Origin of the sequence: Roseibacillus ishigakijimensis (assembly GCF_016595415.1) — a bacterium.
Taxonomy (GTDB): Bacteria; Verrucomicrobiota; Verrucomicrobiia; order Verrucomicrobiales; family Akkermansiaceae; genus Roseibacillus; species Roseibacillus ishigakijimensis.
Genome location: NZ_JAENIO010000011.1, coordinates 67,305 through 92,248 on the forward strand (window position 1 = coordinate 67,305; position 24,944 = coordinate 92,248).

The following is a 24,944-nucleotide window of genomic DNA, read 5'->3' on the forward strand; positions in this document are numbered from 1 at the left end:
CCAAGGCGGCCTCTTTGCGCTAGCACCTCGCCCCATGATTTCGCAAGACCCCAGTCAACCCGAGCCCATGAAGTATGCCATGCTCGGAGAAGATACCGCCACCGATGCCGAGAAGCTGGCCAAGTTCCAGGGGGAGGTCGATTGGAGCTACCTCAAGCCCCACTACGAGCGCGATTGCCTCTACTTCGTCGATCCCGAGCTGGACATGACGACGGTGGGCGAGGCCATGGCGAAGGACGATTCCGCAGCGGTGAAGGGCTGGCTCAAGAGCGGCGATTTGGTGAAAATCGAGGCTCTGCACGTTTTTCAATGGGAAGAGAGCGATACCCGCTTCGAGGCCCTCGTCATTTCACCCTTCGTCCTCTGTCGTCCCCTGTAGGTTGCTGGCCACCGCCGAGCCGACGAGATAGCCGGTGGTCCAGGCGTTCTGGAAGTTGAAACCGCCTGTGATGCCATCGACATCGAGGACTTCGCCCGCGAAGTAAAGGCCCGGGCTGCTTTTGCTGGCCATGGTCTGGGGCACCAGGTCCTTGAGCGGCACCCCGCCGCAAGTCACGAATTCGTCTTTGTTCGTGCTCTTGCCCGTGACCGCAAAGCGCGCCGCGGTGAGGTTCCCGACCAGCTGACGGCTTTGTTCCTTGGTCAAATTGGCCCAGGTTTGCCCTTCGGAAATGCCTGAAACCGCGCAGAGGCGGTCCCAGAAGCGGGCCGTGATGCCCTCCACCAGCGAGCGCTTGCGGATGGTGCGCTTGCCGTGGGCCTGGCGTTCCCGGGTGAGGAGGGCGGCGATGGCTTCCGGTTTTTGTGAGCCCGTCCAGTTGACAGTGAGCTCGCAGCGGTAATCGCAATCGGCCAGCTCCCGGGCCCCCCAGGCCGAGAGCCGCAGAATCCCCGGCCCGCTCAGCCCCCAATGGGTGATGAGCACTGGTCCGGATTCCGTAATTCCGCAGGCCTTCACGGTGGCGTCGGGCACGCTCACCCCCTGCAGGTCGCGCAAGCGCTCGTCATCGATGTGAAAGGTGAAAAGCGAAGGCACCGGGGCGGTGAACCCGTGCCCTGCTTCCTCCACCAGGCGACGTCCCTCCGCGCCGCGTAGCCCCCCGGTGGCGATGAGCACTTGCGCGCTGCGTAGGGTCGAGCCATCGGCCAGGCTGAGCTCGTAACCGCCCTCGGGGAGGGCTTGGAGACCGGTCACTTTGCAGCGGGTGCGGACCTCGACTCCGGCCTCCTCGGCGGCATGGGTGAGGCAATCGATGATGGTTTGGGAAGAATCGGTGGTGGGGAACATGCGGCCATCGGCCTCGGTCTTCAGCTCGACGCCGCGGGCCTCGAACCAGCGCATGGTATGTCGGGCATTGAAGCGGTGGAAGGGCCCTTGCAAGCTGCGCCAGCCACGCGGGTAATGCCGCACCAGTTCCCGCGGGTGGGGGGCGGCGTGGGTGACATTGCAGCGGCCCCCGCCGGAGATGCGGACTTTCCCAAGCACCTCCTTGCCTTTTTCCAGAATGAGAACGCGCTCCGCTCCTTGTTCGGCGGCGGCGATGGCGGCAAAGAAGCCGGCGGCCCCTCCGCCGATGACGATGAAATTGAGCGGATCTGCAGGCATGATTGGGCTAGGGTGGCGCGCGATGGATTTGCAAGACGCGATCGAGCACTGTTTGTCCCTTCCCGCGACCGAAGAGACAAGCCCCTTTGGCCCCGATGTCCTCGTTTATAAGGTGGCGGGCAAGATGTTCGCCACCGCGGGCTTGGAAAACGAGGAAGGACGGATGAATCTGAAATGTGACCCGGAGCGCGCGGTTGATCTCCGCGATCAATGGGAAGCCATTGACCCGGGCTATCACATGAACAAAAAGCACTGGAACACCCTTCGCTTCGATGGCTCCCTCCCGCCCAAGCTCGTCCGCGAGCTCATTGATCATTCCTACCAGCTCGTCGTCGCTGGCCTGTCGAAGAAGGTGAGGGAGGAGCTAGGGGTGTGATTGGGGTCCTATCTTGTAATGGGCATCTCCAGGGAGCGAAAATAGCTTGGCTCAAGTGAAACTGCTTTTTCCTCCCGTCACTCGATCTTTGGTTTTGCGGCGTCAATGTTTCCCCCGAGAACACGAGCCGTCGCCATACCGCTATCGCGAAGCCATGTTGATGTGGGTGAACTGTGGGATGCTGTGGTGGTTCACTTGGATTCAGTTCGTCCTGTGGATTGTGACCCATAGCTCTAGTGGCTTGGATGTGGTGTTCTGGATTGAGAAGACTCCTCTCTTTGGTCTGAACTTTCGGGAAGTCTTTATTTTGGTGGCCATTCCCTTGAGCCTCTTTTGCTTGTTGGCAGTATATTTTGGCACACGGTCCCAAAAGGGATTGCTCAAAAGGATGTTCGTGACCTTGCTGTTTGCCCTGATCTGCACGGGTTTTTCAGTGGGGCGCGATCAAATGAAGTGGCAACAGCGGGCACGACTGGACACACATCTTGTCGAACCCGAAGAGACAAGAGCCTGGTTTATTCTAAGGCACGATCCACGGGATTCGGGTTTCGATTGGGAAAGTGAAATTGGCTACTGGGAGGAGCAAATCGAGCGGGCGGAGACCTTGGGGGAGGCCTTCGATGCAAAGTTCGGAAAACAGTGAGTCATTGCCTCTGCGGCTGGGAAGTCGCAGCGACGGATGGCCGCAGGAGGCGTCAGCAACCCTATTCTAGGCCGGTTGCAGGAATTTCTCGCGCTCTTTTTGCTCGGTGGATTTGACCTCGTTGTCAGCGCTGGTTTCGGCGAGCAGCTCGTCGCGGAACTTGGCGATGATCGCTTCCACCGGCCAGGAGGAGGCTTCGCCAAAGGCACAAATGGTGCGGCCGTCGATTTGGTAGGCGATGGACTCGAGGGTGTCGATGTCGTTGGGGGTGCCTTGACCGGAGGCGATGCGGTCGGAGACCTTTTTCATCCAGCCATTTCCTTCCCGGCAGGGCGTGCACTGGCCGCAGCTCTCGTGGGCGTAGAAGTGATTGATGTTGTTGAGGACCCAGGAGATTTTGCGCGAATCGTCCATCACGATGACGCCGCCGGAACCGGCCATGGAGCCGCAGGCGGCGAGGGTGTCGAAGTCCATGGGGATGTCCCAGAAGTCGAGGTCCTTGGCCTCGTCACCGCGACCGATTTTGAAGGTCTCGTCGCAGCGGAGAATTTTCGCTGAGGAGCCGCCGGGGATGACGGCCTTGAACTCGCGGCCGTCTTTGGGTCCGCCGCACATCTCGTAGAGGAGCTCGCGCATGGTCACCTTGCCGACCTCGACTTCGAAGTAGCCGGGCTTTTTCACGTCGCCGGAGACGCAGAGGATGCGGGTGCCGGTGTTGCGGGGGACGCCCAGCTTGGCGTATTCCTCGCCACCCATCTCGAGGATGTGCTTCACGTGGCAGAGCGATTCCACGTTGTTCACGATGGTAGGAGCCATGTAGAGGCCAAGGGCGGCGGGGAAGTAGGGAGGCTTGATGCGCGGGTAGGGGCGCTTGCCTTCGAGGGACTCGATGAGGCCGGTTTCTTCCCCGCAGATGTAGGCCCCGGCGCCGCGGTGCACGTAGATCTCGAGGTCGAAGTCGCTGCCGAAGATGCCTTTGCCGAGAAAGCCTTTTTCGCGGCATTCCGCGATTGCTTTCTCCATGATTTGGGCCGCCTCGGGGAATTCCTCCCGCATGTAGATGTAGGCGGTGTGGGCCCCGACCGCGAAGCAGGAGATGATCATGCCCTCGAGGAGCTGATGGGGGTCTTGATGAACGATGTAGCGGTCCTTGAAGGTGCCGGGCTCGGATTCGTCGCAGTTGCAGATCAGGTAAACGGGCTTGGTGTTGTTGGGGGGAATGAAGCCCCACTTGACTCCGGTGGGGAAGCCGGCCCCACCGCGTCCGCGCAAGCCCGAGGTCTTGACCTCGTTGGTGATGTCCTTGGGGTCCATCTGGAGGGCCTTTTTGGCCATCTCGTAGTAATTCTCTTCCAAGGCGCGCGCCATGGAGGGATTCCAGCCCTCGCGATCGATGTTGCGGAAAATGAGACGATGCTCTTGGGCGAGCGGTTCTTTACCGGATTTGTATGTGATGGACATGGGAAAAGAGGTGGATGGGAAACGTCTGGTGCTAGGCTAGCAGGGTTTTCAGAAAAGTGAGATTGGCCTCGCGTTCGAAAATCGCGGCGAGGGGGATGGTGAGGTCGGGAAAGCTGAGGGGCGTGATATCGCCGTGGGAGAGCTTTTCGTGGAGGTGATACTCGCCGTCTCCCAGTCGGTATTGTTCGATGAAGCGCTCGTAGGGCTCGATGAGCCAGTACTCGGCCACCCCATGGGCGGCGTAGTCCTCGAACTTTACGCCCCGGTCTCGTTTCTCCGTGCTATCGGAGAGCACTTCCACGATGAAGTCCGGCACGGGGTGAATGAGGGTGCGGGGCTCGATGGAGGCTGCTTTTTCGGGGCCAAACCAAAGGATGTCGGGCTCGTAGTCGTTGCGGGTAAAGGCGCAGAGGGCTTTCTCGGAGGTGAGAAAGCCTTCCTGTTGGTCCGTTTTGATACTGAGAATCCTTTCCAGCAAATGCCGGACTTGGTTGTGTTGGGAGCGAGCAGGGGAATGCATGATCACTTCGCCGTTGATGAACTCGGCCTTGTCGTGGGGCTGGATGTCGTCGCGAAACTTCTCGCGGGCAGTGGCTTCGGTGGCCAAAGCCTCGTTGGCCCGCTGGATGTGCAGGGGCGCGCTGGGGGAGGCGAGGATTTGGTCCAGAATGGCTGCCATGGCAAAAAATTAAGACGATTTCGGGTAGTTCGCGAGGAGTTTTGCGACCTCGGCCGGGTCGACCGCTTCGTGGAAATCGTCGTTGACCATGCAGACCGGGCCGGTGCCGCAGGAGGCGAGGCATTCCGCGAATTCCACCGAGTAATTGCCACAGGGCGAAACCGCGATGGGGTTTGCGTGGCTAACGGTGCTGCGATCAATCTGAGTCGCCTCGGCCAGCTTTTCCATCAATTCGTAGGAGCCCGCCATGGCACAGGAAAGGGTGCGGCAGACGCGGATGTGGAACTTGCCAGGCGCTGCTTGTCGCAGACCGGGGTAGAAGGTGACCACTTCGACCACTTTGATGGGCTCGATGCCGAGCTGTTGGGCCACCCAGTCGATGGCGGGCGCGGAGATGTAGCCGAAGCGGTGCTGCACGAGGTGGAGCAGGGGCAGCACGGCCGAGCGCTTCTGGTCCTCGGGATAATGGGAAATCGCTTCCGCTGCTGCCGAGTTCAGAGCGTCGTCGGCGTTGAAGGGCGGGAAGTGCTTCGTGCCCGGGGTCTCCGGAGAAGCAATGGTTTTATCGAGAATGCTTTGGGACATGGCTGTGAAGTTGTGTTTAGCCGCAAAAAGGACGCAGAATCCACAAAAAGGACGGACCGGAGCGGGAAAAATCAGAGGTCTTTGGAGAGGATATACTTTTTGATTTGAAGCTTTGGGTTTCCAAAGTTGATGAGGAGCCCGTGTTCCTTACGGGTGGCTCGCAAGTAGCCAAGCAGTTGGGCCACATGTTCGTTCGTAAGGTTCTTAACGGCCTTGAGTTCAATGATGATTTCGTTTTCAACCACAAGGTCCATCTCGAGGGTGCCCAATAGAAAATGATCTTCGTCAAAGACTTGGAGCTGGCTTTGCTGGGTGACAGCGTAGCCTTGCTTGGTAAGTCGATGAGCGAGTCCATTTTCATAAATTTTTCTTTGAGCCCGTGCCTAAGGAAAACGGTGAAGAGCGAAGGAAGTTTCTCTGATTTGGTCGCAAAGCTGAAAGATTTCCCGTTCCGTCATTTTTGCGTTTTCTGAGCATTTTTGCGGCTGAAATGCTAGCGGTCACATTCTCCCATCACGAAATCCAGCGAGCCGAGGATGGCTGGGATGTCGGAGACCATGTGGCCGGGGAGGAGTTCGTCGAGGAGGGAAAGATTGATGAAAGAAGGGCTGCGAATCTTGAGGCGATAGGGGACCCCTCCGCCTTTGGAGCAGAGGTAAAAGCCCAGTTCGCCCTTCGGATTCTCGGCTCCGAAGTAGACCTCGCCTTTCGGGGCATCGAGGCCCTGGGTGGAGACGATGAAGTGGTGGATGAGCTCCTCCATGCTCATGAGCACGCGCTCTTTGGCGGGCAGCATGTTCTTGGGGTCGACCAAGTTGATGGGGCCCTCGGGCATGGTGTCGAGGACTTGCCGGATGATGCGCACGGACTGGCGCATCTCTTCCATGCGCACCTGATAACGTGCGTAGCAATCGCCTTCTTCCGCAATGGGGACATCGAAGTCGTATTGCTCGTAACCCAAGTAAGGATTGTCTTTGCGGAGGTCACGGGCCACGCCGGAGCCGCGCAGGTTCGGTCCCGTGATGCCGTAGGCAATGGCGTCTTCCTTGGAAATGACGCCCACATCGGCCATCCGGTTGATGAAAATCGTGTTCTTGTCGAGCAGCTTGGAAATCTCGTCAATGGACTCCTCGAACTCGTCGAGGTTCTTGCGCAGCTGGGCTTCGAAGCCCTCCGGCATGTCGCGCAACTGTCCGCCCACGCGGGTGTAGGAGGTGGTGAAACGGGCCCCGGTGAGCTGTTCGCAGAGGTTGTAAATCTTTTCGCGTTCGGTGAAGGTGTAGAGGAACACGGTCATCGCGCCCACGTCCATGGCGCAGACGCCGACTCCCAGCATGTGGGCGGAGATGCGGGCCAGCTCGCAGCAGAGCACGCGCAGGGCTTGACCCCGGGGCGGCAGTTCCCAGCCCATGAGCTTTTCCACCGTGCAGGCATAGGCCACGTTGTTGGCCAAGGGGGCAAGGTAGTCGAGTCGGTCGGTGTAGGGCACGAACTGGTTGTAGTGCATGTTCTCCGCGATCTTTTCATCGCCGCGATGGAGAAAGCCCACGTCCGGATCAGCCTTGGTAATGACCTCGCCATCAAGCTCGAGGATGAGCCGCAAGACGCCGTGGGTCGCCGGGTGGGAGGGACCCATGTTCAATACCATTTTCTCGCCGAGGAGGTCAGTGGTCTCGGCCTGATAATCCTCAATGCCAGCGGCCGCCCGGGCTGCTGAATCAGGGGCCTCATAAGTAGTGGTCGCGGAATCGCTCATGCCTAATTTGCCGCCGAATTAAGGCCGCAAGTGCCCCCATCCGGCAAGGAGATTGTGAAATTTTTCACAAAGTCTGCCCCTTATACTCGCAGCGTTGGGTTGGTCGATTATCAAGATGGCTCCTGACCAACAATGAAATCGAAGGGGTAGAGTTTGCCATCACTTTCGGCCAGGATCACATTTTCCGGGCGCACGTCGGTGGCGAGCTGGTGACCCTTCTTCCAGCTCAAGTTCAGGAGGGTCGAGAGTTGACTCGACGGTCGGTGGGGTTCCCAGCCTCGAGTCTGCATTTCAGCGGCAAGTTGACTGGGCTCTGGATGGCTGCCGACAAAAAAGGGTTGGCTCAGGAGTAGGAAGCTGCATCCGGCCCCGATCGCTTCGATTTCCAAGCCAGAGGGGAAAAGTTGTTCAGCTAAGTGGTAACGTCGCAGGGCCGCAGCGAGGGCTCCTTTGCGGAGTCCCCATTGTTGGTCCCTGTCCTGGTCAAGGACCCAGCCAAACCTCGCGCGACCCGCCGGGGAGAGCAGTTTGAGTACCCGCTGATGGGTGGGATCGCCGAAAACAACAGATTCGCCTCCCGCTCCGATGAGGGACCAAGCTCCTTGGCTTTGCTCGTCATGAAAAGGCACGAGCCGTTCGGCCACCGAGCGACCGAAATCCGGAGTTTCGCGGAAAATGTCACTCAGCTCGCTTTCAATTTGGGCTCCGTCGAGGCGGGCTCCGAGCTCTCCTTCCGTAAGGCATCTTCCGGCAGCACGGGCCCAGTTCTCAATTCGAGTTTGGCTGCTTCGCGACGATTGCGGCGGGTTTGCGCGAGCATCTCTTCTGCCGAGACCCAACGCTGTCCTTTCGGTTTCATCATCAAATTCTAGCACAGCGGGGACTTGGTTCAATCGGAATTCAGGCAGGGACATGATCTTGAGGGTGAGAGTAAACCGTACCCTTCCCTGTGGCCATCTCTTTGCGGTCGTTCCAATGGGAAAAGAAATTCTCAGTACAAAGGTGGACTTTTGCTAAAAAACAAGGCAGACAGCGCCCCCGACATCCCTATGAGCGCTCTCGAAACTCTCCGCAACGTGGCCATTATCGCCCACGTTGACCATGGCAAGACCACCCTTGTTGACGAACTCCTCAAGGCCGGTGGGGCTGTGGAAGCCCACCAGCAACTTGCCGAACGCGCCATGGATTCCATGGACTTGGAGAAGGAAAAGGGCATCACCATCAAGGCGAAGAACACCGCCGTGCAGTGGCGCGACTACACCATCAACATCGTGGACACTCCCGGCCACGCCGACTTCGGGGGCGAGGTGGAGCGCGTGATGCGCATGGTCGATGGCGTGCTCGTGGTGGTCGATGCTTACGAGGGACCGCAGGCGCAGACCCGTTTCGTGCTGCGCAAGGCGCTCGAAGCCGGCCTCTGGCCCATCGTGGTGATCAATAAGATCGATCGCGATGCCGCTGATCCCGAGGGCGTGGAAGAGCGTGTGCTGGAGCTGCTTCTCGAGCTGGGAGCCAGCGAAGAGCAGTTCGAGAGCCCGGTCGTTTACGGCTCCGCCAAAAATGGCTTCTTCGTGCGCAACCTCGATGACCCCCGCGAATCGGTGGAGCCCCTCCTTGAGGTGCTCGTCGATCGCGTTCCGGCCCCGACGGCCGAGCCCGAGGGTGATTTCCAGATGCTCGTCAGCAACATCGACTGGGACGACTACGTCGGTCGGGTGGCGCTGGGCAAGATTCAGGCCGGCAGCGTGCGCAAGGGCGACAGCGTCTTTCGCGTGCTCAAGGATGGCACCCGCCAGCGGGCCAAGGTGACCAAGGTTTTTGAATACACCAAGCTCGGTAACATCGAGGCGGAAGTGGGTGAGGCAGGCAACATCATCGGGATTGCCGGCTTTGAAGACGTTGACATTGGCGAGACCCTCGTTGCCAACGAGAGCGTGGAAGCGCTCCCCTTTGTGGCGATCGACCCGCCTACCGTTCAGATGCAATTCGCGGTCAATGACGGTCCTTTCGCCGGTTTGGACGGCAAAAAAGTGACTTCCCGCGCGATTTGGGATCGTCTTCAGCGCGAGATCAAAACGAACATTTCCATTGAAGTCTCCGAGTCCGATGAAGGGGGGGTGTTCAACGTTTCCGCCCGGGGGGCGATGCAAATCTCCGTTCTCGTCGAGACCATGCGTCGCGAAGGTTACGAGGTGCTTGTTTCCCGCCCGATGGTGATTTTGAAGGAAGTCGACGGTCAGATGATGGAGCCCTACGAGACGCTCTACCTCGAGCTGCCCGAAGGCACCCAGGGTGGCGTCATTCAGGCTCTCGCCAACCGCAAAGGCACCGTGGAGATGATGGAACCCCGGGGTTCCATGACCTACCTCGAGGTCGTCATTCCCACCCGCGGTCTCATCGGTTTCGAGTTCGAGCTCATGAACCTGACCAGCGGTCACGGAGTGATGTCCCACCTCTTCAAAGAGTATCGCCCCGAGATTGGACGGATTCGCACCCGCCAGAACGGCACCCTCGTCTCCATGGCGCAGGGCAAGGCCATGGCGCACTCGCTGGAAGCTCTCGAAGAGCGCGGCATCCTCTTCGTCGGTCCTTCCGAAGACATTTATGAAGGCATGATCGTGGGGCAGAACTCCCGCGATGGCGACCTCCCGGTCAACCCGGTGAAAGCCAAGAACCTGACCAACCACCGTTCTGCCAACAAGTCCATCGACGCTGGTCTCAAGCCGCCGCTCAAGATGAGCCTTGAGCGCGCCATCGAATACATCGAGAGCGACGAGTTCGTGGAAGCGACCCCGAATTTCATCCGTCTGCGCAAGCGCATCCTCGATCCGAACGTGCGCAAGCGTTTGGAAAAGGCGGAGAAGGAGAAAGAAAAAGTCTCCTAAGCCGCTTTATCAGCGGTAGGGATGTCTCGCCGAGACATTCGCCGGGGGACCGGTGGTCAGCGATAGTCCGGCTTTGTGGTGCTCTGCGGTTGTAGTCTTCAACCCGGCGGTAGCACGATGGGGCTTTGAGGCATGCGTGACGCTTATGCTCCTTGGTCCTGCATTCGAGGGTTGATGTCTCTATGCGAGGGGTGCAGGTGTATTCGCGGAGGCCTCGGCGAGGCCTCCCTACCGGGTCTGCTCTCTCGAGGTGCGGATTTGATACGGCGGTAGGGATGTCTCGCCGAGACATCCGCCGGGGGGCAAATTTAGTGGGCACCGCGAAATGCTAAAGCTGGGGGACGCCAGCAAGGCGGCTGTGAGCCTTGAGGCTGGCGCGAAAGGCTTCTCTTTCTTTCTCCAGTCGGGCGACGACCTCAGGGTGTTTCTTGAGGAGGTTGGTGCGTTCCTTCAAGTCGGTTTCCAGGTTGTAAAGAGCGGCCTGTTTGCCACGCCCGAGCAGTTTCCATGGGCCGACCCGCACACCCAAGGGGCCGTGGGTGTAGAAATAGGCGCGGTAGGGCGACTGGGCGCTGGCGGGGTTTTCCAGCAAGGGGAGAATGTTGTGTCCGTCCAGAACGCGATCGTCAGGGAGTTTGACGCCGAGCAAGTGGGCCATGGTCGGCAGGAGGTCCATCGTGGTCGCGATCTCGTCTGTGGTGCTGCCCGCTGGGATGCGGTCTGGCCAACGCATGATGCCTGGGACGCGGTGCCCTCCTTCGTAATTGCTGCCTTTGAGACCGCGCAAGGGGCCGGCGGATCCCACTTTGGGGCCATTGTCGGAGGTGAAAAGGATGAGAGTGTTGGATTCCAGCTCGACCTCGGCCAGTTTGGTGAGGATTTGGCCCGCACTCCAGTCGATCTCCTCCACGGCAGCGGGATAGAGGAAGTCGCGGGAGGCTTTGTCCTCACCGGGCTTGATTTGTGCGAGTTGCTCTTTGCTGAAACGCTTGGTGAAGGGCTCGGAGGCATGGCAGGGGCGGTGGGGCATGCTGTGGGAAAGAAAGAGGAAAAAGGGCTGGTCCTTGTTTTCCTCAATGAAGCGCAGGGACTCCTCGGTGTAGCGGCGGGTGATGAGGTCTTGGTCGGGATTGACCGCGATGACTTCCTCGTTGCGCATAAGAGGGAGGTCGACGAAGCGGGGCGGCACCATGTCGTTGCTGTAGGGCAGGCCAAAGAAGTGCTCGAAGCCGTGATTGGTGGGGAGGAATTCCGGGTGATCGCCGAGATGCCATTTCCCGACCAGGGCCGTGGCGTAACCCTGGTCGCGAAGAATTTCTGCTAGCGTAATTTCGGAGGGATTCAGACCGAGGTGTTTGCCGGTCTTCTTGTCCTTGCTCTCGGGCATAAGGACATTGTTCAGGCCCACCCGGCCGGGGTAGCTGGCCGTCATCAGAGCCGCTCGCGAGGGGGTGCAGGAGGCGCTGGTGGCGTAGAAGTCGGTGAAGCGCAGCCCTTCACTCGCCAAGCGGTCGAGGTGCGGCGAGTGAATTTCCTCCGAACCATAACAGCCCAAATCGCCGTAGCCGAGGTCATCGGCATAAATCAGTATAAGGTTGGGAGCCTTGGCCAAGGCAGGGATAATCGCCCCAAGAAACAGGAGCCAGATGGCAAGGGTTGGGCGCAGCGAGGAGTGAGGGGCAGAGGGAGGGTTGAACGAGGGCATGGTGATGAGTTCTAGAACGTCCCAGCGAGGGTCGGGCTTGCAAAATAGGCGGATCCGCGGAGGCCTCGGCGAGGCCTCCCTACCGGGGCTGTGCTCTCGAGGTGCAGCTTTGATACGGCGGTAGGGATGTCTCGCCGAGACATCCGGTGGTGGACCGGTGGTCAGCGATAGTCCGGGGCAGAAGCTCGCTTCACAGCAGCTTGGCCCGGATGGCGTCGGTGACGAGCTTGGGGTTGGCTTTGCCTTTGCTGGCTTTCATCACCTGTCCAGTCAGGAAGTTGATGAGCTTTTCGTTGCCGCCTTGGATTTCCGCCACCTGCTTGGGGTTGTTGGCGATGGCTTCCTCGATGAAGGCGTCCATGGCGGAATTGTCGGCGGGCTCGAAGCCCATTTCTTTGGCAAGGGCGGCGGGCGCGGTGTCTGGCTTGTCCCAGAGAGCGGTGAAGAGGTCTTTGGCCTGATTGTTGGAAATGGTGCCGGCTTCCACTAGGGAGAGGACTTCTGCGGTCATCGCGGGCGTGATGGGGGACTCCGTGATGGCGGTGTTTTTTTCCTTCAGCAAGGCCAGCAGGTTGTTGATGACCCAGTTGGCGGCCTTTTTGGCGGGCGCTTTCGTCGCGGTGGCGACGGCTTCGAAGTAGTCGGAGAGCGGGCGCTCGGCGGTGAGCACCGAGGCGTCGTAGGTGGTCAGCTTGAAGTCGTTCTCGAAGCGCGCGGCCTTGTCGTGGGGAAGCTCGGGGACCTGGGGGCGCACTTTTTCCAAAAGGGCCTCGGTGCGCACGGGCAAGAGGTCGGGGCAGGGGAAGTAACGGTAGTCGTGGGCGTCCTCCTTGGAGCGCATCATCTGCGATTCGCCGAGGTCATCATCCCAGCGCCAGGTCGATTGCTGTTGGGTGATGCCTTGGTCGAGATCGGCGGACTGGCGCTCGATCTCGTAGTTGATGGCCCGGCGCACGGCGGAGATGGAGTTGAGGTTCTTGAGCTCGATGCGTTCGCCGAGCGGATCGTCCTCGTGTTTGCGGATGGAGATGTTCACGTCGCAGCGGAGCTGGCCCTTTTCCATGTCGGCGTCGGAGATATCGCCGTAGATGAGGATTTGCTGGAGGGTCTTGATGTAGGCAAAGGTCTCCTCCGCCGAGCTGAGGTCGGGCTCGGAGACGATCTCCATCAGGGGCGTGCCCGCGCGGTTGAAGTCGATGAGGGAAGAGTTGGCGAGGTGGGTGGACTTGGCGACATCCTCCTCGAGGTGGATGCGGTTCAGGCGGACCACCTTACCGGGATGGGCGATCTTTTTCTGATAGTCCTTGGGGTAGTTGTGGTCGTAGAGGGGCACGCCGCCGCCCAGGCAGAGGGGGAAGTCCATCTGGGTGGTCTGGTAGTTCTTCGGCATGTCGGGGTAGAAGTAGTTTTTGCGGTCCCAGACGGAGATTTCCGGCGAGCCACAGCCCAGCATGAGACCGGCGAGGAGGGTCTTCTCGATGGCGCGCTCGTTGAGCACCGGCAGGGCCCCCGGGAGTCCGAGACAGGTGGGGCAGGTGTTCGTATTGGGCTCGTCCCCAAAGGAGGTGGGGCAAGCACAGAACATCTTCGAGTCGGTTTTGACCTGACAGTGGACCTCCAGTCCGATGGTGGGAATATACTTCATCGCGCGGCCCCCTTTTGGCCCTGAATCGCGGGCAAGGCACGAAATTTTTTTGAGAACTTGGTCTCGAGAGGGGACGCAATGCACGCTTGCGCAAAAGGGGGCGGGGTGATGCCATGGCTGCCGCATGTTTGCTGAGTTCCGGCCGCTTTTTCCCCACCTCAAGCCTCTCATTCCGAAGTTTCTTTTGGGCTTGGCGGCGGGGGTGCTCTATGGGGTGGCAACTGGCGCGGGCTTGCCCTTGCTCTCGGATACCGCTTTGCCTCTGATTTTTCAAAATGAGGAGAAGATGGCCGAGGTTCCTCAGTGGTTTCTGAGTTTCAACGAATTTGTCTTTGGTGGCGACCTCAACCGTCTGCTTGTGGCGAGTTGTTTCTTTATTCCTTTCGTTTTTCTTCTCCGTGCCGTGGGAGGATACTTTAGCGGCTATTTTATGAACGAGGTGGGCATTCGCGCTATTGAGAACTTCCGCTGTGAAGTGTTCGAGCGCTTGTTGAAGTTGCCTTTGCGTTTTTATGGAGAGCACGCTTCGGGGGATTTATTGTCGCGTGTCCTGGGTGACACTCGGGCGATGCAGACCGCGGTGACCAAATCGGCGGGCGATACCATCAAGCAGCCCATGGTGCTGGTGTTTGCCTTCAGTTATTTGGTGTCGAAGGCTATTGAGGAAGAGGGGGTTTTCTTTGCCTTGGTGGGTGGCATTACAGTGCCTCTCCTCGTTTTTCCCATTCGCATTCTCGGGAAACGTCTCAAGAAGCGCTCTCTCGCGATGCAGGAAAAGACGGGAGTCATCAGTGGAATCACTTCGGAGGTGATTCAAAACCCTCTGGAGGTGCGGGCTTACAATTTGGAAAGTCAACTGGGGGGCACCTTCGGCAAGCTCTCCGCGCAACGGCGCAATCTCGAGCTTCGCCTAGTGCGTTATCGTTCCTTGCTCTCGCCCATTGTGGAGGTGGTGGCCGCTATCGGGTTTGCTTTCTCTCTCTACCTCGGAGCTCAGAAGGGGATGGGTTTGGAGGACTTTCTCGGCATGGCGACGGCCCTCTTCATGACCTACGAGCCCATCAAAAAGCTCGGTCAACTGCATGGAGTGCTGGAGCAGGCCAAGGCTTCCATGAACCGGGTGCGGCTGATACTGGATAGCGAGGACGAGCTGCCCGACCCGGTCCATCCCCAGGCCCTTGAGAAGCTGCGGGGGGAGGTGCGTTTCGAGGAGGTGCGCTTTTCCTATGGGGCGGAGGAAATCCTCAAGGGCGTCTCGCTGAGCATTTCGCCGGGTGAGACGGTGGCCCTGGTGGGGGAAAGCGGAGGGGGCAAGACCACCTTCGTGAATCTCATTCCGCGCTTTTTTGAGGCCACCAGCGGGGCGGTGCGGGTTGACGGATACGATGTGCGCACCTTGCGCAAACAGGATCTGAGAGCCCAGATTGCTCTCGTGCCTCAGATGCCGGTGCTCTTTCGGGGCACCATTCGCGAGAACATTCTCATGGGCCGTCCCGGGGCCACTGAGGCGGAGGTAGAAGAGGCCGCGCGCCTGGCCTTTGCCCACGATTTCATTCTTCGCCAAGAGAAAGGCTACGACACCGAGGTTTCGGAGAAAGGGAGCACTCTCTCCGGTGGACAGCGCCAGCGCATTGCCATTGCGCGGGCCTTTCTGAAAGATGCTCCGATTTTGATCATGGACGAGGCTACCAGCGCGCTGGATGCCGAGAGCGAGGAGAAGGTGCGCGAAGCTCTGGCCGAGTTGAGCAAAGGCCGCACCACCATCGTCATCACCCACCGCGAGAGCACCCTGCAGGCGGCGGATCGGGTCTTTGTTTTTGAAAAAGGAGTGGTGCGCGAGGGCGGGGCGGATCAGCATTGACAGCATGAAGGTTTTTCTCGTGAACGACACTTCCCGGTGGGAAAACCATTTCGGGTGTCAACTGGTGGGAGCTTCCTACCGCGAGTGGTTTGCCCGCACTGGGGTGCAGCTTCTCGGCAGCGTGGGGCGGGATTTCGGGGAGGAAATTTATCCTGCTCTGGAGAAGGCGGATCTGGTGGTGGTGAATGGGGAAGGGAGCGTGCATCACAATAAAAACCAGCATCTTTTGAAGCTGGCGGAACGCTGGCCCACGGTTTTACTCAACAGCGTGTGGCAGGATAACGTGCGGCAGGACTTTCACCGCCACCTCAAGCTGGTCACCTTTCGGGAAAGCCGGAGTTTGCAGTCTTGGCAGGCGACAGGACCGGAGGAAGTGCCCGCTCGGCGTGTGCCCGATCTTGTTTTTGGCTCCAGTCTGGTAGCCGAATGGGCTCATGCGGCTCCGGTCGAGCGCCAGGGCATGCTCAGGACCGATGATGTGCGCTATGCGGCCAAGGCCAAGAGGCCGGTGAAGGGGATTTTTAAGAGGCTGGCCTATCGACGGGGAGTTTTGACACGATGCGAAACCCCTCCCGCCTTCATGTTGGACCGGATCATGCGCAGCGAGCGGGTGGTGACGGGGCGGTTCCATGCCGTGGCCTTGGCCATTGCCAGCGAAAGTGACTTTGTATGCTGGCCCTCGAATACCCATAAGATCGAGGGAATGCTGGAGGACGCGGGATTGAGCGAGCGCTTGGTGCCCCAGGCCGAAGCGGAGGCCTTCGCGGCTGAAGCCCCTCCTCTGGCGGTTGAAAAGGCCCGGAGCTACACGCGGGAGGCGAGGAAGCGGATCGCGGCTTTGTTCGAGAGTCTGCATGAATTCGCAGGGTGAGGTGACGATGAGAGAACTTTCCCGAGATTGGGCCTTGGCCCGGCGGAGGCAGCAGTGGCGGGGGAGGCTGGCTCGGATAGGGCTAAACCTGGAGAAAATCATTTGGCGCGGCCCGTGGAAGGGGATGCGGCGTTTTCCTGCCGGAATGTGGTTTGAGCGGGGAGAAGACGGGGGCTGGGAGCTCTTTCCCGAGGGCGAAAACAGTCAGCCGCTGGCGCAATTGCGTGTTGGTCTCCGGAGCACGCGTCTCCGCATTGTGGCGAGTGGACCGAGTTTGCGCGATTACGCGGGATGGGGCGAGGATCGGGTGACCCTGGCGGTCAATGGAGCTGCTGCCTGGATGGAGGAAGAGGGGAAAACCCCGGATTTCCTCGTGGTGTCCGACCGACGTTTTGCGCGGGAAAAAGGGGAGCTGATTGCGCGGGGTTTGTCGAGAGGAGGGCACCTCCTGGCCACTCCCCAGGTTCTGGCCACCCTGAAGGCATCGGGCCAGCCCTTGCCGCCGGCCTTTTCTCTCTTCGAGATTGTCAACGAGTGGTATGGGGCGCCCGCGCTTTCGCGGGAGGGGGTGCGGGCCTTGGGGATGGTCCTTCCGGAGAGCGGACAGCTCTCGCGAGTGGGCTGGAGCGATGACCCCGAGCGAGGTCTTTTCTCCGGGGCCACGGTGGCTTATCCCGCGTTGCAGTTGGCGGTCTGGATGGGAGGGCGCGACATCGAGTTCGCGGGTCTCGACCTCGGAGGGAGCCAACGGGTTTACGAGGAAAAAGAAGCCCAGCCTTCGCAGTTGGACGTTCACTTCGAACGTTTCATCCGCCCGGCCTTCGAGCTTGCCAAGTCTGTTCTCGCGGAACGCCCCATCCGCTTGCACAACCCCTCGCCCGTCTGTCCCATCGACCTCAATCTCGCTCCGGACGCGGGACAGCAGACTCCTCGATGAGGTCGGCTTCCCAAGCGGCGCGCTCTTGCCAGGTTTGCAAAGTGGCAAGGGCTTTCCGGGCGGCTCCCTGGCGGAGATCGCGGTAACGGGATGCGGCGTCCGGGGCGGAGAGAAGACGGTGAAACGCCTCCGCCGCTTCCTCCACCGAGGGGGCGATGAGGGCTTCTTCCGGGCCGCAGACCCCCTCCAGCGAGCCATCATCGAGGGTGACGAGCAGGGCCCCCAGGGAGAGGGCTTCCAGCGAGACGTTGCTGAGATTACTGAAGCGGTAGAAGCTGAGCACCGCCAGGGAGCCACACGCGCGGGCGGTGACTTCCTCGCGCGAGAGAGTGCCGAGTTCTACCACCTGCTCGCTCAGCTCGAGCCGTTCTTTTTCCTTTTGAAAAAGAGTGTATTCCTCGGCCTTGGAGTGCTGGCCGGCCACCACGAGCCGGAGTTCGCGATGACCGAGGGCGTGCATGCGGGCGAGAAACTGGAGGGTGCGCTCCTTGGCCTTCATAGTGGCAAAGCGGGCGGGGCAAAAGAGGTAGGGGCGGTCCGCGAGCAAACGGGGGAGAGTGCTCTCGTCGGTCGCCGGCGGCTCAGGAGGACGCTCGACGCCATTGAGACGGTGGAAAAAGCGGTAAGCGGGTCGAGGGGCGAGGTGTTCTTGCAGGCGATCACCGCGCGAGCCGTCGCGGGTGACGATGACGAAGGCCTTGCGCCCGGTGAAGGAGGCGTGGAGCTGGGGTTTCTTGATTCGAGCCCACAGGCGCGGGGTGCCGGGCAGCGAGCGGGCGGCATTGTCGACGCCATAAACGCGCTGACCGACTGGCAGCCCGAATTCCTCGCCCAATTTCCAGAGATGCGACCCTTTTTCACCCTGCAGGTAGAGAAAATCGTAGTCCTCGGCGGTCAATTCCTCCCGCACACGCGTGCCCACCGCTTTCTTTCGCAAAAAGGAGCGGCTCTGATTGGTGACCGCGATTTCGAGGCGACAGCGCCGTAGCCATTCGGGCCCGATGCGAAGCTCGGGTTGGGCTCGTTTGGCGAGGAAGAGCAAAGTCACCTCATGCCCACGGGCGACGATTTCTTTGAGAGGAAAGACGAAGGCGGGCATGCCGCTCTCTTTCTCCTGACCCTCGAAGAGAAGGGGTCGGATGCCGGCCCAGATGCCAGAGACGTAGAGAATTTTCATGGCTAGGGGCGGTGGAGGAATCTCACTTCCAATACTCCGCGATCCACTTTGCGGGTTTGGTGAAGTGATGGATTTTTTTGCCGCGATAGCCCTCGAGCGCTTGGTCGGGGTTGGGGCGGCCGTGGAAGGCGATGATGGAGGGCTCGCCGAGGTCGCTGGGCTTTTTGGGATCGAGGAGGTAGTTGAGGGGGAAGGGCTGGCGGCAGTGGAACTTGAAGCTCTTGACCCATTCCTCGGGCCAGTAGGTCAACTGCGGGCGAATGCGCTCGGTGAGGTAGGTTTGCGGCGGCCACCAGGTCTCCACTGCCTGTTCTTTTTCGGCCTGAAACTCCTCGATGAGGTGTCCGCATTCGTTGACGGGGAAGCGGAAAACGGAGGAATTGCCAATCTCGGGTCGGGGGCGGAAGAGGGTTTTCCACGGCGAGATCCAGTTGTGAATGATGCCGATTTTTTCGGGCTCGTAGTCGAAGAATTTGTCGAGCGGCCCGCAGACGATGAGGTCGAGGTCGAGGAAGAGGGCGGGGCCAGTGAGGTCGCCGAGGGTGGGGGAAAAGACGCCCAGCTTTTGCCAAGTGGTTTTGCCACGGCGGCCCTCGATCCCGAGGTCGGGGATGGGGAGGGTTTCGATGGGGGCGGGGAGGTCGAGCTTGCGGTCGCTGAGGCAGACGAAGCGGAAGGGGCGCTGGAGATTTTTGGCCACCATTCCGTAGAGCTGCACGACATACTCCGGGCCGTATTTGTCGCCCCAGCGCATGCAGAGAATATTAACCGGTGATTCGCTCATCGTTGGTGCCAGCAGTAAGGGTGGGAGGGCGGGAGGTCGAGGGAAGTTTCCAAAATGTCGCTCGCGTGCAGGCGATTGTTCATTTCGGTGAGGAAGAACCGCCGCGTGGCTGCCCCCCGGGCCTGTCGCTCGGCGTCATCCTCTTGCAGGCGGCTGGCTTCTTTGATCAGCTCTCCGGCATCGCGGAAGTAGACCAGCGTGTCCTCGGGAAAGAGGCTGGCGAGCTCGTTGGCGGCATGGGTCAGGACGGCGAGTCCATTGCCTCCCATCTGCGCGATGCGCGCGGAGGAATACCAGTGATGACCCTCCTGGCGATTGAGGTTGAGACCCATCGCGGATTGGGAAAGCGCCTCGTCGTAGGCCAGACCCCAGACCGGCGGGGTGCCGAAGCAGCCGAAGGTGTCGAAGCGGAAGCTCGCGGGCAGCTCCTTGCGCAGGGTTTCCAGCAGGCGCTGGCGCTCGGTGTGGTCGGTGGAATTGCCGCAAAAAATGAGGTCGCGCGCTAGCTCGGAGGCCGCCTTTTGAGAGGCATCGAAGCGCTCCACCGCCGGGTCGGCGGCATTGGGCATGAAGTGGACGCGGCCTTTTTCTTTGGGAAAAAAGTCTTCCAGCACAGACTGCCCGGTGGAGATGAAGGCGCGGTCGCAGACCGTCAGGCGGCGCTCGATGCGGGTCACGTTCTCCGGCACGAAGAGAGGGTCGTTGTTGCAATGGACAAGGGCGCAATCGGCTTCCTTCTTGGCCTGGCGCAGGGTGTCTTCGCTGAGAATATCGGCGTGGCCGATGAGGATGAGGTCGGGCTGAAAGGCGCGCGCGGTTTCCAGAAAACGCTGGTTGGCTTTCTTTTTGCCCAAATCCCGCAGGCCAAAAGGGGCTTCGAAGGCGGCGGTGTCGCGATCGCTGAAGAAGTGCACGAGGTGACCCTCCTGGATGAGCCCGCGGAAGAGCTTGTGGGTCCAGCTCACCCGGGTGTCGCCATAGCGGCGGAGCTGGCCGTAACCGGCGAGGAGAATGCGGCGGGGCGTGGTCGTCATGAGGCGTTTTCCTGGAATTTGGGGTGGTTGCGCCGCCAGCTGCCATCGCGGCGCTCGTGGGTGAAGAGCCCGGTGCCCACCCCGATGCGGAAGCGCTGCTCCCGCCACCAGGCACTATTGAGGGGACGCTCGGGGGACTGAAAGCCATTGCTGGTGCGCTTGCTCGGGTGCTCGTCCACGTAGCGCATCAGGGTCTCGAGGAAAAAATCGCGTCGCACCACCACCGACTGATTGGTCCAGTTGAGAGAGCGCGAGTCGGTCACGAACCACTCGTCGGGCTCGTCGGCCATCTTGGTGAAAACGTCGGGGAAGCGCTGCTCGGGGTGCCTCTCGACGTAAACGGCCCGCCCCCGCAGCTGGCGGGCATGGCGGGGTTTGAGAAAACGGCGCAGCGGGGAGGGCGGGTATTGGGCGAGTAAGTCCGGTTGGGCAAAAGAGGGATGGACCTCGGCCACGGGGTGGCAGGAGAGGTGCTTGCGCAGGGCGAACATTTCGCCCACCTGCCAGCGGTGGCGCAGGCGGAAGATATCCACCTGGTCGTCGGCGAAGGCGCGGCGAACGAGTTCGAGCCGCTCGCGCAGGACGGGCTCGGGCTCGATGAGGGGGCAGTCGTTTTCTAACAATAGAACGAGGTCGGTGGAGAGGCTTTGTGCGATGGTGCGCATGCTCTCCGCGATGCCCTGGTTTTTTCCTTCGCGATGGCGGAAATCGAAGGCCGACAGGACTTCTCTATCCTCCTCGGAGGCATCAAGGATATGGAGAAGGTGTTCGTCGAAGTATGCGGCAAAGTTTGCTTGGCGATAGCTGTCGAGGGTTGCGCCCAGGGTCTCGGGCGAGCGCCAACTGGTCACCCCGAACCCGATCGTGGGCAGGGTAGGGGGAGAAGCGGAGGGCGAAGGCATGGCGAAGCGCCCTGCACTATGTCGATCCCCCAGCCTCGCTGTCGAGTGTAATCAGGGAGAATGGTGGAGCGCGCTTCCAGCGGGCTGTCTTTGGCATCTTGCCAAAGGCCTGCAGAGGCTGGGTCAGGGTAGGGGAGCTTTTCCGCAGGATGCGAAAAAGGGCCCGCTGGAAGCGCGCTCCACCAGAGGGGAAGGGCTCGAAGCGGATCCGCAGGATATCGCCTCATTCCTGATTTCTCATCTCTCTCAAATCCCCCTTTCCTTTACAGATGACGCTAAACGTGCAAAGATTTTTGGATTTTCTTTTCATGTCGAAACCATCTTGTCAAAAAAATCGTCCTTCTCTGGTTATTTCATGGAGCCGCTTCAACAACTTGATTTCAATCGTTTTGAGACCATCCCGGTTCTCAAACAGCTGAACGCGGCCACCCGCCAGTTGGCTGAACTGAAAGGAAAGGCAGCCAGCATCCCCAATCAGGCCATTCTCATCAATACCCTTGCCATTCAGGAGGCGAAAGACAGCTCGGAGATAGAGAACATCATCACCACTCACGACGAGCTCTTCCAAGAGGACCTCAGTCCCAAAAGTCGGCTCAAGCCCGCCGCCAAGGAGGTCTTGCGCTACCGCGAAGCCCTCTGGCAAGGCTACCACGCCATCCGGCGAGACGAGCTTCTCACCAACCACACCATTCTCCACATCCAAGGCTTGCTGGAGCAAAACAACGCCGGATTCCGCCGCGTCCCCGGCACCGCACTGAAGAACGACCTCACCGGCGAGACCATCTACACCCCGCCGCAGGACAAGCGGGAGATCGAACGGCTCATGCAGGAGCTGGAGGCCTTCATCAACGATCCCGAGCTTTCCGCCGTCGATCCGCTCATCAAAATGGCGCTCATTCACCATCGCTTCGAGTCCATCCATCCCTTCTACGACGGCAATGGACGCACCGGTCGCCTCCTCAATGTGCTCTACCTCGTCAAAGAGCGCCTCCTCGAGATCCCCACCCTCTACCTGAGCCGTTACATTCTGCACACCAAACAGGACTACTATCGTCTCCTGCAACTTGTCCGCACGGAGGACGCTTGGGAGGAGTGGATCGTTTATCTTCTCACCGCCGTCGAGAAAACCTCCGTCCACACCATCGACACGATCACCCGGATCAAAGCCGCTTTTCAGGACTACAAGCAGCGCATCCGGGCGGAGCATAAGTTCTACAGTCAAGACCTGATCAACAACCTCTTCACGCACCCCTACACTAAAATCGAGTTCATCCAGCAGGACCTCAAAGTGTCCCGCGTCACCGCCACCCGCTATCTTGATGAACTCTGTGCCACTGGCTTTCTCGTCAAACACAAGGTTGGCCGCACCAATTACTACATCAATCCCCCGCTGGCTGAAATTCTTTCCCAACCTCCCCATTTCTCATGACCTGGCATAGCTAGGCCCAGAGGGGGAAGCCGCTCGCCATGTCAGGGAAAGGGCTCTGTGTGGGAGACCGGATGGGGGAGGATGAGCCGATGCGGCTGCTACAAATCATGTTGGCACGGGGGAATGGCGGGGCGGAGGCGTTCTTTGAGCGCTTGGCTCTCGCTTTTGCCCGGCAGGGGGTGTCGCAGCGACTCGTCATTGCCGAGAATCCAGCCCGCGCGGAGCGCCTGCGGGCGGGCGGCGGTGAGGTGGTGACGGTGCCGGCCAACGGGTGGCGCAAGTTTCTGGTGCACCGTGCAGTGCAGGCCCAGGCCGATCGCTTTCAGCCCACTCACGCCTTGGCGTGGATGAATCGGGCGGCGGGCGCGATGCCGACGGGGAATTTTGTCAAAATGGCCCGGCTCGGGGGCTGCTACAAGCTGAAGTATTATCAGCGTTGCGAGCATCTGGTGGCCAATACGCCGGGCATTGTGGAGTATCTCGTGGGGGCGGGTTGGCCGGAGGAGGCGGTCTCTCTCATTAGCAATTTCGGCGAGCGGGCGGGGGCGGAGGCGCGTTCGCTGCGGGAGGAGCTGGGCTTGGCAGCCGAGGTTCCGGTCCTCCTTTCGCCGGGACGTTTCCATGAAGTCAAGGCCCAGGAAGTGGCCATCCGGGCGCTGGCCCAGATTCCGGAGGCGGTGCTGTTGCTGGCGGGGGAAGGGGAGCGGCGGGCTTTTTACGAAGAGGTGGCGGCGGAAGCGGGGGTCAGCGAGCGGGTGCGTTTTCTGGGGTGGCGCGATGATATGGCCAATCTCTATGCCACCGCCGACTTGTGTGTGTTTCCCTCCCGTTACGAGCCTCTGGGCAATGTCGTGCTGGAGGCCTGGGTCTCGGGCACGCCCATCGTGGCGGCCAAGTCCGATGGGCCGAGTTGGCTCATCGAGGAGGGGGTCAATGGGCGGCTCTTTGAGATCGATGATTCCGCGCAGTTGGCTGAGCAAGTGAACGAGTTGCTGGCGGACCCGACACAGCGCGAGGCCTTGGCAAAAGCGGGGCGGGAGAAATGGCTGGCCGCTTTCTCAGAGGAAAAAATCGTGGCCCAGTATCTGGCGCTCTTTGAAAAGTTAGCCGCTCAGTCTGCGAGCAAGTCCTCGTAGACGCCCAGCGTGGCGTTCAGCATGGCGGGGAGGGTGAAGGTGGAGTTCGCGCCGGGGGGCGGTGGGGGCGTGGTGAGGAAGTCCCGCGTGCGAGATTCGACTGCCGCGAGGTCATCGATTCCGACCGCTCCGGCGGGGAAAAGGGCGTCCATTTGTTCGGCCACCCCGCCGTGGTGGTAGGCGATGACGGGCTTGCCGAGGGAGAGGGCTTCCAGCGAGACCCGGCCAAAGGCTTCCGGGTCTTTGGAAAGAGAAAAGACGAGGTCGCTGCTGGCGAGCACCTCGCGCAGGTCGCTGCGGTGACCGAGGAAAGTGACGCTGTCGTTGAGTCCCAGTTCCTGGGTTTTCTCCTGCAGCTCGTCCCAGAAGGCTTGCTTGCGGGGGTGGGGGCCGCCTGCGATGAGTCCATGGATCCGGGGGAAGTCGTTTTTGAGAGCGGCGAGAAGGGTGAGAAAGTCCTCCTGCCCTTTCCAGCGCGTCACGCGACCGGGGAGGGTGAGGAGGGTCTTCCCGGCCAGCTGGGGCTGCTCCTCGTGCCAGCGGGCAGTCCATTCCGGGGAGGGGCGGTAAGCGGGAAAATACTCTGCGGGCTCGATACCGCGATGAATGACCGTCAGCTTGGTGGCATCGGTTTGGGGGTAATTTTTCAAGACGTAATCTTGCACCGCGTGCGAGACGCAGATCACACTCTCGCCCCGGGTCATCACCGCCGAGTAGGCGTTGACCGAGTAGAAGCCGTGCACGGTGGTGACCAGGCGCGGGCGTTCCTTGGGCGGGAGATTTTTCCAAGCCAAGTAGCAGAGCCAGGCCGGGGCGCGCGAGCGCAGGTGGAGAATGTCGGGGCGGTGCTCCAGCAAGAGCCGCCGGATGGCCCCCACATGGCGAAGGGCGAGGAGGGATTTTTTATGGACCGGATAGGTCAGATGCGTAGACCCTTCTCGTTCGAGTGGCTCGACGAGGCGGCCGCCGTGGGAAAGGACGATGGATTGGTGGCCCAGTGCAACGAGATGGCGGGCGACCTCCAGGGTGCCGCGCTCGACACCCCCGGAGTTCAGCTCGGGCAGGACTTGCAGGACTTTCATGGCTCAGGTGCGGCTTTTGAGAAAGCCCAGCTCGCCGGGCAGTTTGTTCTCCTCGCGGGCTTTGAGGGCCTTGTCGATGTAGCGATACATGTCCTTGATCTGTCGCTGCGATTTGCCGAGGGCGTAGCGGTGGCTCAGGCGCACGAGGGAGTAGACTGGTTTCTTGAGAAAGCCATCGATGAGCTGGAGGCGGTATTTGCCGGGCTCATATTCTTGGGCGGCGAGATTGAAGAGAGCGAGCTTGCGGTTGGGGATGGTGTGTGTTTTCCAGAATTCGGCGAATTCCGTGAGGGCGGGCTGGAAGGGCGCCGGGTCGCCGGTTTCCCAGAGGTAATCGAAGAGGGAGCGTGAGATGAGCCCGTCGTGATCGCGCACGAGGTCGACCACCAG

25 protein-coding genes are annotated in these 24,944 nt (G+C 60.4%); 9 read left to right on the forward strand and 16 right to left on the reverse strand.

Features of this window, described 5'->3' with window-relative positions; genetic code table 11:
- The first annotated feature begins 34 nt into the window (after nt 1–34).
- Entirely contained in the window at nt 35–379 is a 345-nt protein-coding gene (locus tag JIN78_RS06235) for a DUF2288 family protein (RefSeq protein ID WP_200391090.1), read from the forward strand.
- Here JIN78_RS06235 and JIN78_RS06240 read toward each other — a convergent pair.
- Nucleotides 350–1,606, reverse strand: coding sequence for a BaiN/RdsA family NAD(P)/FAD-dependent oxidoreductase (locus tag JIN78_RS06240; RefSeq protein WP_200391091.1), 1,257 nt, complete (start codon nt 1,604–1,606; stop codon nt 350–352). The two genes, JIN78_RS06235 and JIN78_RS06240, sit on opposite strands and share 30 nt — an antisense overlap.
- 22 nt (nt 1,607–1,628) lie before the next feature.
- Between JIN78_RS06240 and JIN78_RS06245 the strand changes: the two genes are divergently transcribed.
- Together JIN78_RS06245 and JIN78_RS06250 are read left to right on the forward strand one after the other, a co-directional pair.
- Nucleotides 1,629–1,982 (forward strand): MmcQ/YjbR family DNA-binding protein, encoded by a 354-nt coding sequence (locus tag JIN78_RS06245; RefSeq protein ID WP_200391092.1) that lies wholly within the window; start codon nt 1,629–1,631, stop codon nt 1,980–1,982.
- A 154-nt stretch (nt 1,983–2,136) separates the two neighbouring features.
- Complete coding sequence (locus tag JIN78_RS06250) at nt 2,137–2,625, forward strand: hypothetical protein (protein WP_200391093.1); 489 nt, start codon at nt 2,137–2,139, stop codon at nt 2,623–2,625.
- 66 nt (nt 2,626–2,691) lie between these two features.
- Here the strand turns inward: JIN78_RS06250 and nuoF are convergent, their stop codons facing one another.
- From nuoF to JIN78_RS06285, 7 genes are all read right to left on the reverse strand, one after another.
- Nucleotides 2,692–4,086, reverse strand: a complete 1,395-nt coding sequence (gene nuoF, locus JIN78_RS06255) for an NADH-quinone oxidoreductase subunit NuoF (RefSeq protein WP_200391094.1) — start codon at nt 4,084–4,086, stop codon at nt 2,692–2,694.
- Between the two features lie 31 nt (nt 4,087–4,117).
- Nucleotides 4,118–4,765 carry a Uma2 family endonuclease gene (locus JIN78_RS06260; protein ID WP_200391095.1) on the reverse strand — a complete coding sequence of 216 codons (648 nt, stop codon included), beginning with the start codon at nt 4,763–4,765 and terminating at the stop codon, nt 4,118–4,120.
- A 9-nt stretch (nt 4,766–4,774) separates the two neighbouring features.
- The gene (locus JIN78_RS06265; RefSeq protein WP_200391096.1) at nt 4,775–5,350 is read right to left on the reverse strand and encodes an NADH-quinone oxidoreductase subunit NuoE family protein; all 576 of its coding nucleotides are present in this window, start codon (nt 5,348–5,350) and stop codon (nt 4,775–4,777) included.
- Nucleotides 5,351–5,421: 71 nt separating this feature from the next.
- Nucleotides 5,422–5,715 (reverse strand): GxxExxY protein, encoded by a 294-nt coding sequence (locus JIN78_RS06270; RefSeq protein ID WP_200391115.1) that lies wholly within the window; start codon nt 5,713–5,715, stop codon nt 5,422–5,424.
- 128 nt (nt 5,716–5,843) lie between these two features.
- A complete protein-coding gene (nuoD, locus tag JIN78_RS06275; RefSeq protein ID WP_200391097.1) occupies nt 5,844–7,106 on the reverse strand; it encodes an NADH dehydrogenase (quinone) subunit D in 1,263 nt (420 codons plus the stop codon).
- Nucleotides 7,107–7,216: 110 nt separating this feature from the next.
- A complete protein-coding gene (locus tag JIN78_RS06280; protein WP_200391098.1) occupies nt 7,217–7,750 on the reverse strand; it encodes a hypothetical protein in 534 nt (177 codons plus the stop codon).
- Nucleotides 7,751–7,788: 38 nt separating this feature from the next.
- Nucleotides 7,789–7,965, reverse strand: coding sequence for a hypothetical protein (locus JIN78_RS06285; RefSeq protein ID WP_200391099.1), 177 nt, complete (start codon nt 7,963–7,965; stop codon nt 7,789–7,791).
- Between the two features lie 190 nt (nt 7,966–8,155).
- Between JIN78_RS06285 and typA the strand changes: the two genes are divergently transcribed.
- Entirely contained in the window at nt 8,156–9,991 is a 1,836-nt protein-coding gene (gene typA / locus JIN78_RS06290) for a translational GTPase TypA (protein ID WP_200391100.1), read from the forward strand.
- Between the two features lie 328 nt (nt 9,992–10,319).
- Here typA and JIN78_RS06295 read toward each other — a convergent pair whose 3' ends face one another.
- Nucleotides 10,320–11,696, reverse strand: a complete 1,377-nt coding sequence (locus tag JIN78_RS06295; protein WP_200391101.1) for a sulfatase family protein — start codon at nt 11,694–11,696, stop codon at nt 10,320–10,322.
- Between the two features lie 190 nt (nt 11,697–11,886).
- A complete protein-coding gene (gene gatB / locus JIN78_RS06300) occupies nt 11,887–13,341 on the reverse strand; it encodes an Asp-tRNA(Asn)/Glu-tRNA(Gln) amidotransferase subunit GatB (RefSeq protein ID WP_200391102.1) in 1,455 nt (484 codons plus the stop codon).
- 124 nt (nt 13,342–13,465) lie between these two features.
- Here gatB and JIN78_RS06305 point away from each other — a divergent pair, with 124 nt between their 5' ends.
- From JIN78_RS06305 to JIN78_RS06315, 3 genes are all read left to right on the forward strand, one after another.
- Nucleotides 13,466–15,202 (forward strand): ABC transporter ATP-binding protein, encoded by a 1,737-nt coding sequence (locus tag JIN78_RS06305; protein WP_200391103.1) that lies wholly within the window; start codon nt 13,466–13,468, stop codon nt 15,200–15,202.
- A gap of 4 nt (nt 15,203–15,206) precedes the next feature.
- Nucleotides 15,207–16,073 (forward strand): polysaccharide pyruvyl transferase family protein, encoded by an 867-nt coding sequence (locus JIN78_RS06310; RefSeq protein ID WP_200391104.1) that lies wholly within the window; start codon nt 15,207–15,209, stop codon nt 16,071–16,073.
- Between the two features lie 124 nt (nt 16,074–16,197).
- Complete coding sequence (locus JIN78_RS06315) at nt 16,198–17,010, forward strand: motility associated factor glycosyltransferase family protein (protein ID WP_200391105.1); 813 nt, start codon at nt 16,198–16,200, stop codon at nt 17,008–17,010.
- Here JIN78_RS06315 and JIN78_RS06320 read toward each other — a convergent pair.
- Genes JIN78_RS06320 through JIN78_RS06335 form a run of 4 tightly spaced genes read right to left on the reverse strand, consistent with a single transcriptional unit; the run spans nt 16,970 to nt 20,907 of the window.
- Complete coding sequence (locus tag JIN78_RS06320) at nt 16,970–18,187, reverse strand: glycosyltransferase (protein WP_200391106.1); 1,218 nt, start codon at nt 18,185–18,187, stop codon at nt 16,970–16,972. The genes JIN78_RS06315 and JIN78_RS06320 overlap by 41 nt on opposite strands.
- A gap of 22 nt (nt 18,188–18,209) precedes the next feature.
- Entirely contained in the window at nt 18,210–18,971 is a 762-nt protein-coding gene (locus tag JIN78_RS06325) for a hypothetical protein (RefSeq protein ID WP_200391107.1), read from the reverse strand.
- The gene (locus JIN78_RS06330) at nt 18,968–20,005 is read right to left on the reverse strand and encodes a glycosyltransferase family protein (RefSeq protein ID WP_200391108.1); all 1,038 of its coding nucleotides are present in this window, start codon (nt 20,003–20,005) and stop codon (nt 18,968–18,970) included. Before JIN78_RS06330 ends, JIN78_RS06325 begins: the two co-directional genes overlap by 4 nt.
- Nucleotides 20,002–20,907 carry a glycosyltransferase family 2 protein gene (locus JIN78_RS06335; protein WP_200391109.1) on the reverse strand — a complete coding sequence of 302 codons (906 nt, stop codon included), beginning with the start codon at nt 20,905–20,907 and terminating at the stop codon, nt 20,002–20,004. The genes JIN78_RS06330 and JIN78_RS06335 overlap by 4 nt, the downstream gene beginning before the upstream one ends.
- Nucleotides 20,908–21,262: 355 nt before the next feature.
- On the opposite strand from JIN78_RS06335, the gene JIN78_RS06340 reads away from it, so the two are divergent.
- Together JIN78_RS06340 and JIN78_RS06345 are read left to right on the forward strand one after the other, a co-directional pair.
- Nucleotides 21,263–22,336, forward strand: a complete 1,074-nt coding sequence (locus tag JIN78_RS06340) for a Fic family protein (RefSeq protein WP_200391110.1) — start codon at nt 21,263–21,265, stop codon at nt 22,334–22,336.
- A gap of 38 nt (nt 22,337–22,374) precedes the next feature.
- Nucleotides 22,375–23,472, forward strand: coding sequence for a glycosyltransferase (locus JIN78_RS06345; RefSeq protein WP_200391111.1), 1,098 nt, complete (start codon nt 22,375–22,377; stop codon nt 23,470–23,472).
- Here JIN78_RS06345 and JIN78_RS06350 read toward each other — a convergent pair.
- Nucleotides 23,448–24,554, reverse strand: a complete 1,107-nt coding sequence (locus JIN78_RS06350; protein WP_200391112.1) for a glycosyltransferase family 4 protein — start codon at nt 24,552–24,554, stop codon at nt 23,448–23,450. The genes JIN78_RS06345 and JIN78_RS06350 overlap by 25 nt on opposite strands.
- A 3-nt stretch (nt 24,555–24,557) precedes the next feature.
- Nucleotides 24,558–24,944 (reverse strand): YrbL family protein (locus JIN78_RS06355; protein WP_200391113.1); only part of this gene is annotated, 387 nt, incomplete at its 5' end.

Coding starts and splice junctions, on each gene's coding strand:
- JIN78_RS06320 (WP_200391106.1), bottom strand. CDS start 18,187: ATGAAAATTCTCTACGTCTCTGGCATCTGGGCCGGCATCCGACCCCTT.
- JIN78_RS06345 (WP_200391111.1), top strand. CDS start 22,375: ATGTCAGGGAAAGGGCTCTGTGTGGGAGACCGGATGGGGGAGGATGAG.
- typA (WP_200391100.1), top strand. CDS start 8,156: ATGAGCGCTCTCGAAACTCTCCGCAACGTGGCCATTATCGCCCACGTT.
- JIN78_RS06260 (WP_200391095.1), bottom strand. CDS start 4,765: ATGGCAGCCATTCTGGACCAAATCCTCGCCTCCCCCAGCGCGCCCCTG.
- JIN78_RS06250 (WP_200391093.1), top strand. CDS start 2,137: ATGTTGATGTGGGTGAACTGTGGGATGCTGTGGTGGTTCACTTGGATT.
- JIN78_RS06350 (WP_200391112.1), bottom strand. CDS start 24,554: ATGAAAGTCCTGCAAGTCCTGCCCGAGCTGAACTCCGGGGGTGTCGAG.
- gatB (WP_200391102.1), bottom strand. CDS start 13,341: ATGAAGTATATTCCCACCATCGGACTGGAGGTCCACTGTCAGGTCAAA.
- JIN78_RS06240 (WP_200391091.1), bottom strand. CDS start 1,606: ATGCCTGCAGATCCGCTCAATTTCATCGTCATCGGCGGAGGGGCCGCC.
- JIN78_RS06335 (WP_200391109.1), bottom strand. CDS start 20,907: ATGCCTTCGCCCTCCGCTTCTCCCCCTACCCTGCCCACGATCGGGTTC.
- JIN78_RS06285 (WP_200391099.1), bottom strand. CDS start 7,965: ATGAAACCGAAAGGACAGCGTTGGGTCTCGGCAGAAGAGATGCTCGCG.
- JIN78_RS06245 (WP_200391092.1), top strand. CDS start 1,629: ATGGATTTGCAAGACGCGATCGAGCACTGTTTGTCCCTTCCCGCGACC.
- JIN78_RS06325 (WP_200391107.1), bottom strand. CDS start 18,971: ATGAGCGAATCACCGGTTAATATTCTCTGCATGCGCTGGGGCGACAAA.
- JIN78_RS06265 (WP_200391096.1), bottom strand. CDS start 5,350: ATGTCCCAAAGCATTCTCGATAAAACCATTGCTTCTCCGGAGACCCCG.
- JIN78_RS06235 (WP_200391090.1), top strand. CDS start 35: ATGATTTCGCAAGACCCCAGTCAACCCGAGCCCATGAAGTATGCCATG.
- JIN78_RS06340 (WP_200391110.1), top strand. CDS start 21,263: ATGGAGCCGCTTCAACAACTTGATTTCAATCGTTTTGAGACCATCCCG.
- nuoF (WP_200391094.1), bottom strand. CDS start 4,086: ATGTCCATCACATACAAATCCGGTAAAGAACCGCTCGCCCAAGAGCAT.
- JIN78_RS06330 (WP_200391108.1), bottom strand. CDS start 20,005: ATGACGACCACGCCCCGCCGCATTCTCCTCGCCGGTTACGGCCAGCTC.
- nuoD (WP_200391097.1), bottom strand. CDS start 7,106: ATGAGCGATTCCGCGACCACTACTTATGAGGCCCCTGATTCAGCAGCC.
- JIN78_RS06310 (WP_200391104.1), top strand. CDS start 15,207: ATGAAGGTTTTTCTCGTGAACGACACTTCCCGGTGGGAAAACCATTTC.
- JIN78_RS06305 (WP_200391103.1), top strand. CDS start 13,466: ATGTTTGCTGAGTTCCGGCCGCTTTTTCCCCACCTCAAGCCTCTCATT.
- JIN78_RS06315 (WP_200391105.1), top strand. CDS start 16,198: ATGCGGCGTTTTCCTGCCGGAATGTGGTTTGAGCGGGGAGAAGACGGG.
- JIN78_RS06295 (WP_200391101.1), bottom strand. CDS start 11,696: ATGCCCTCGTTCAACCCTCCCTCTGCCCCTCACTCCTCGCTGCGCCCA.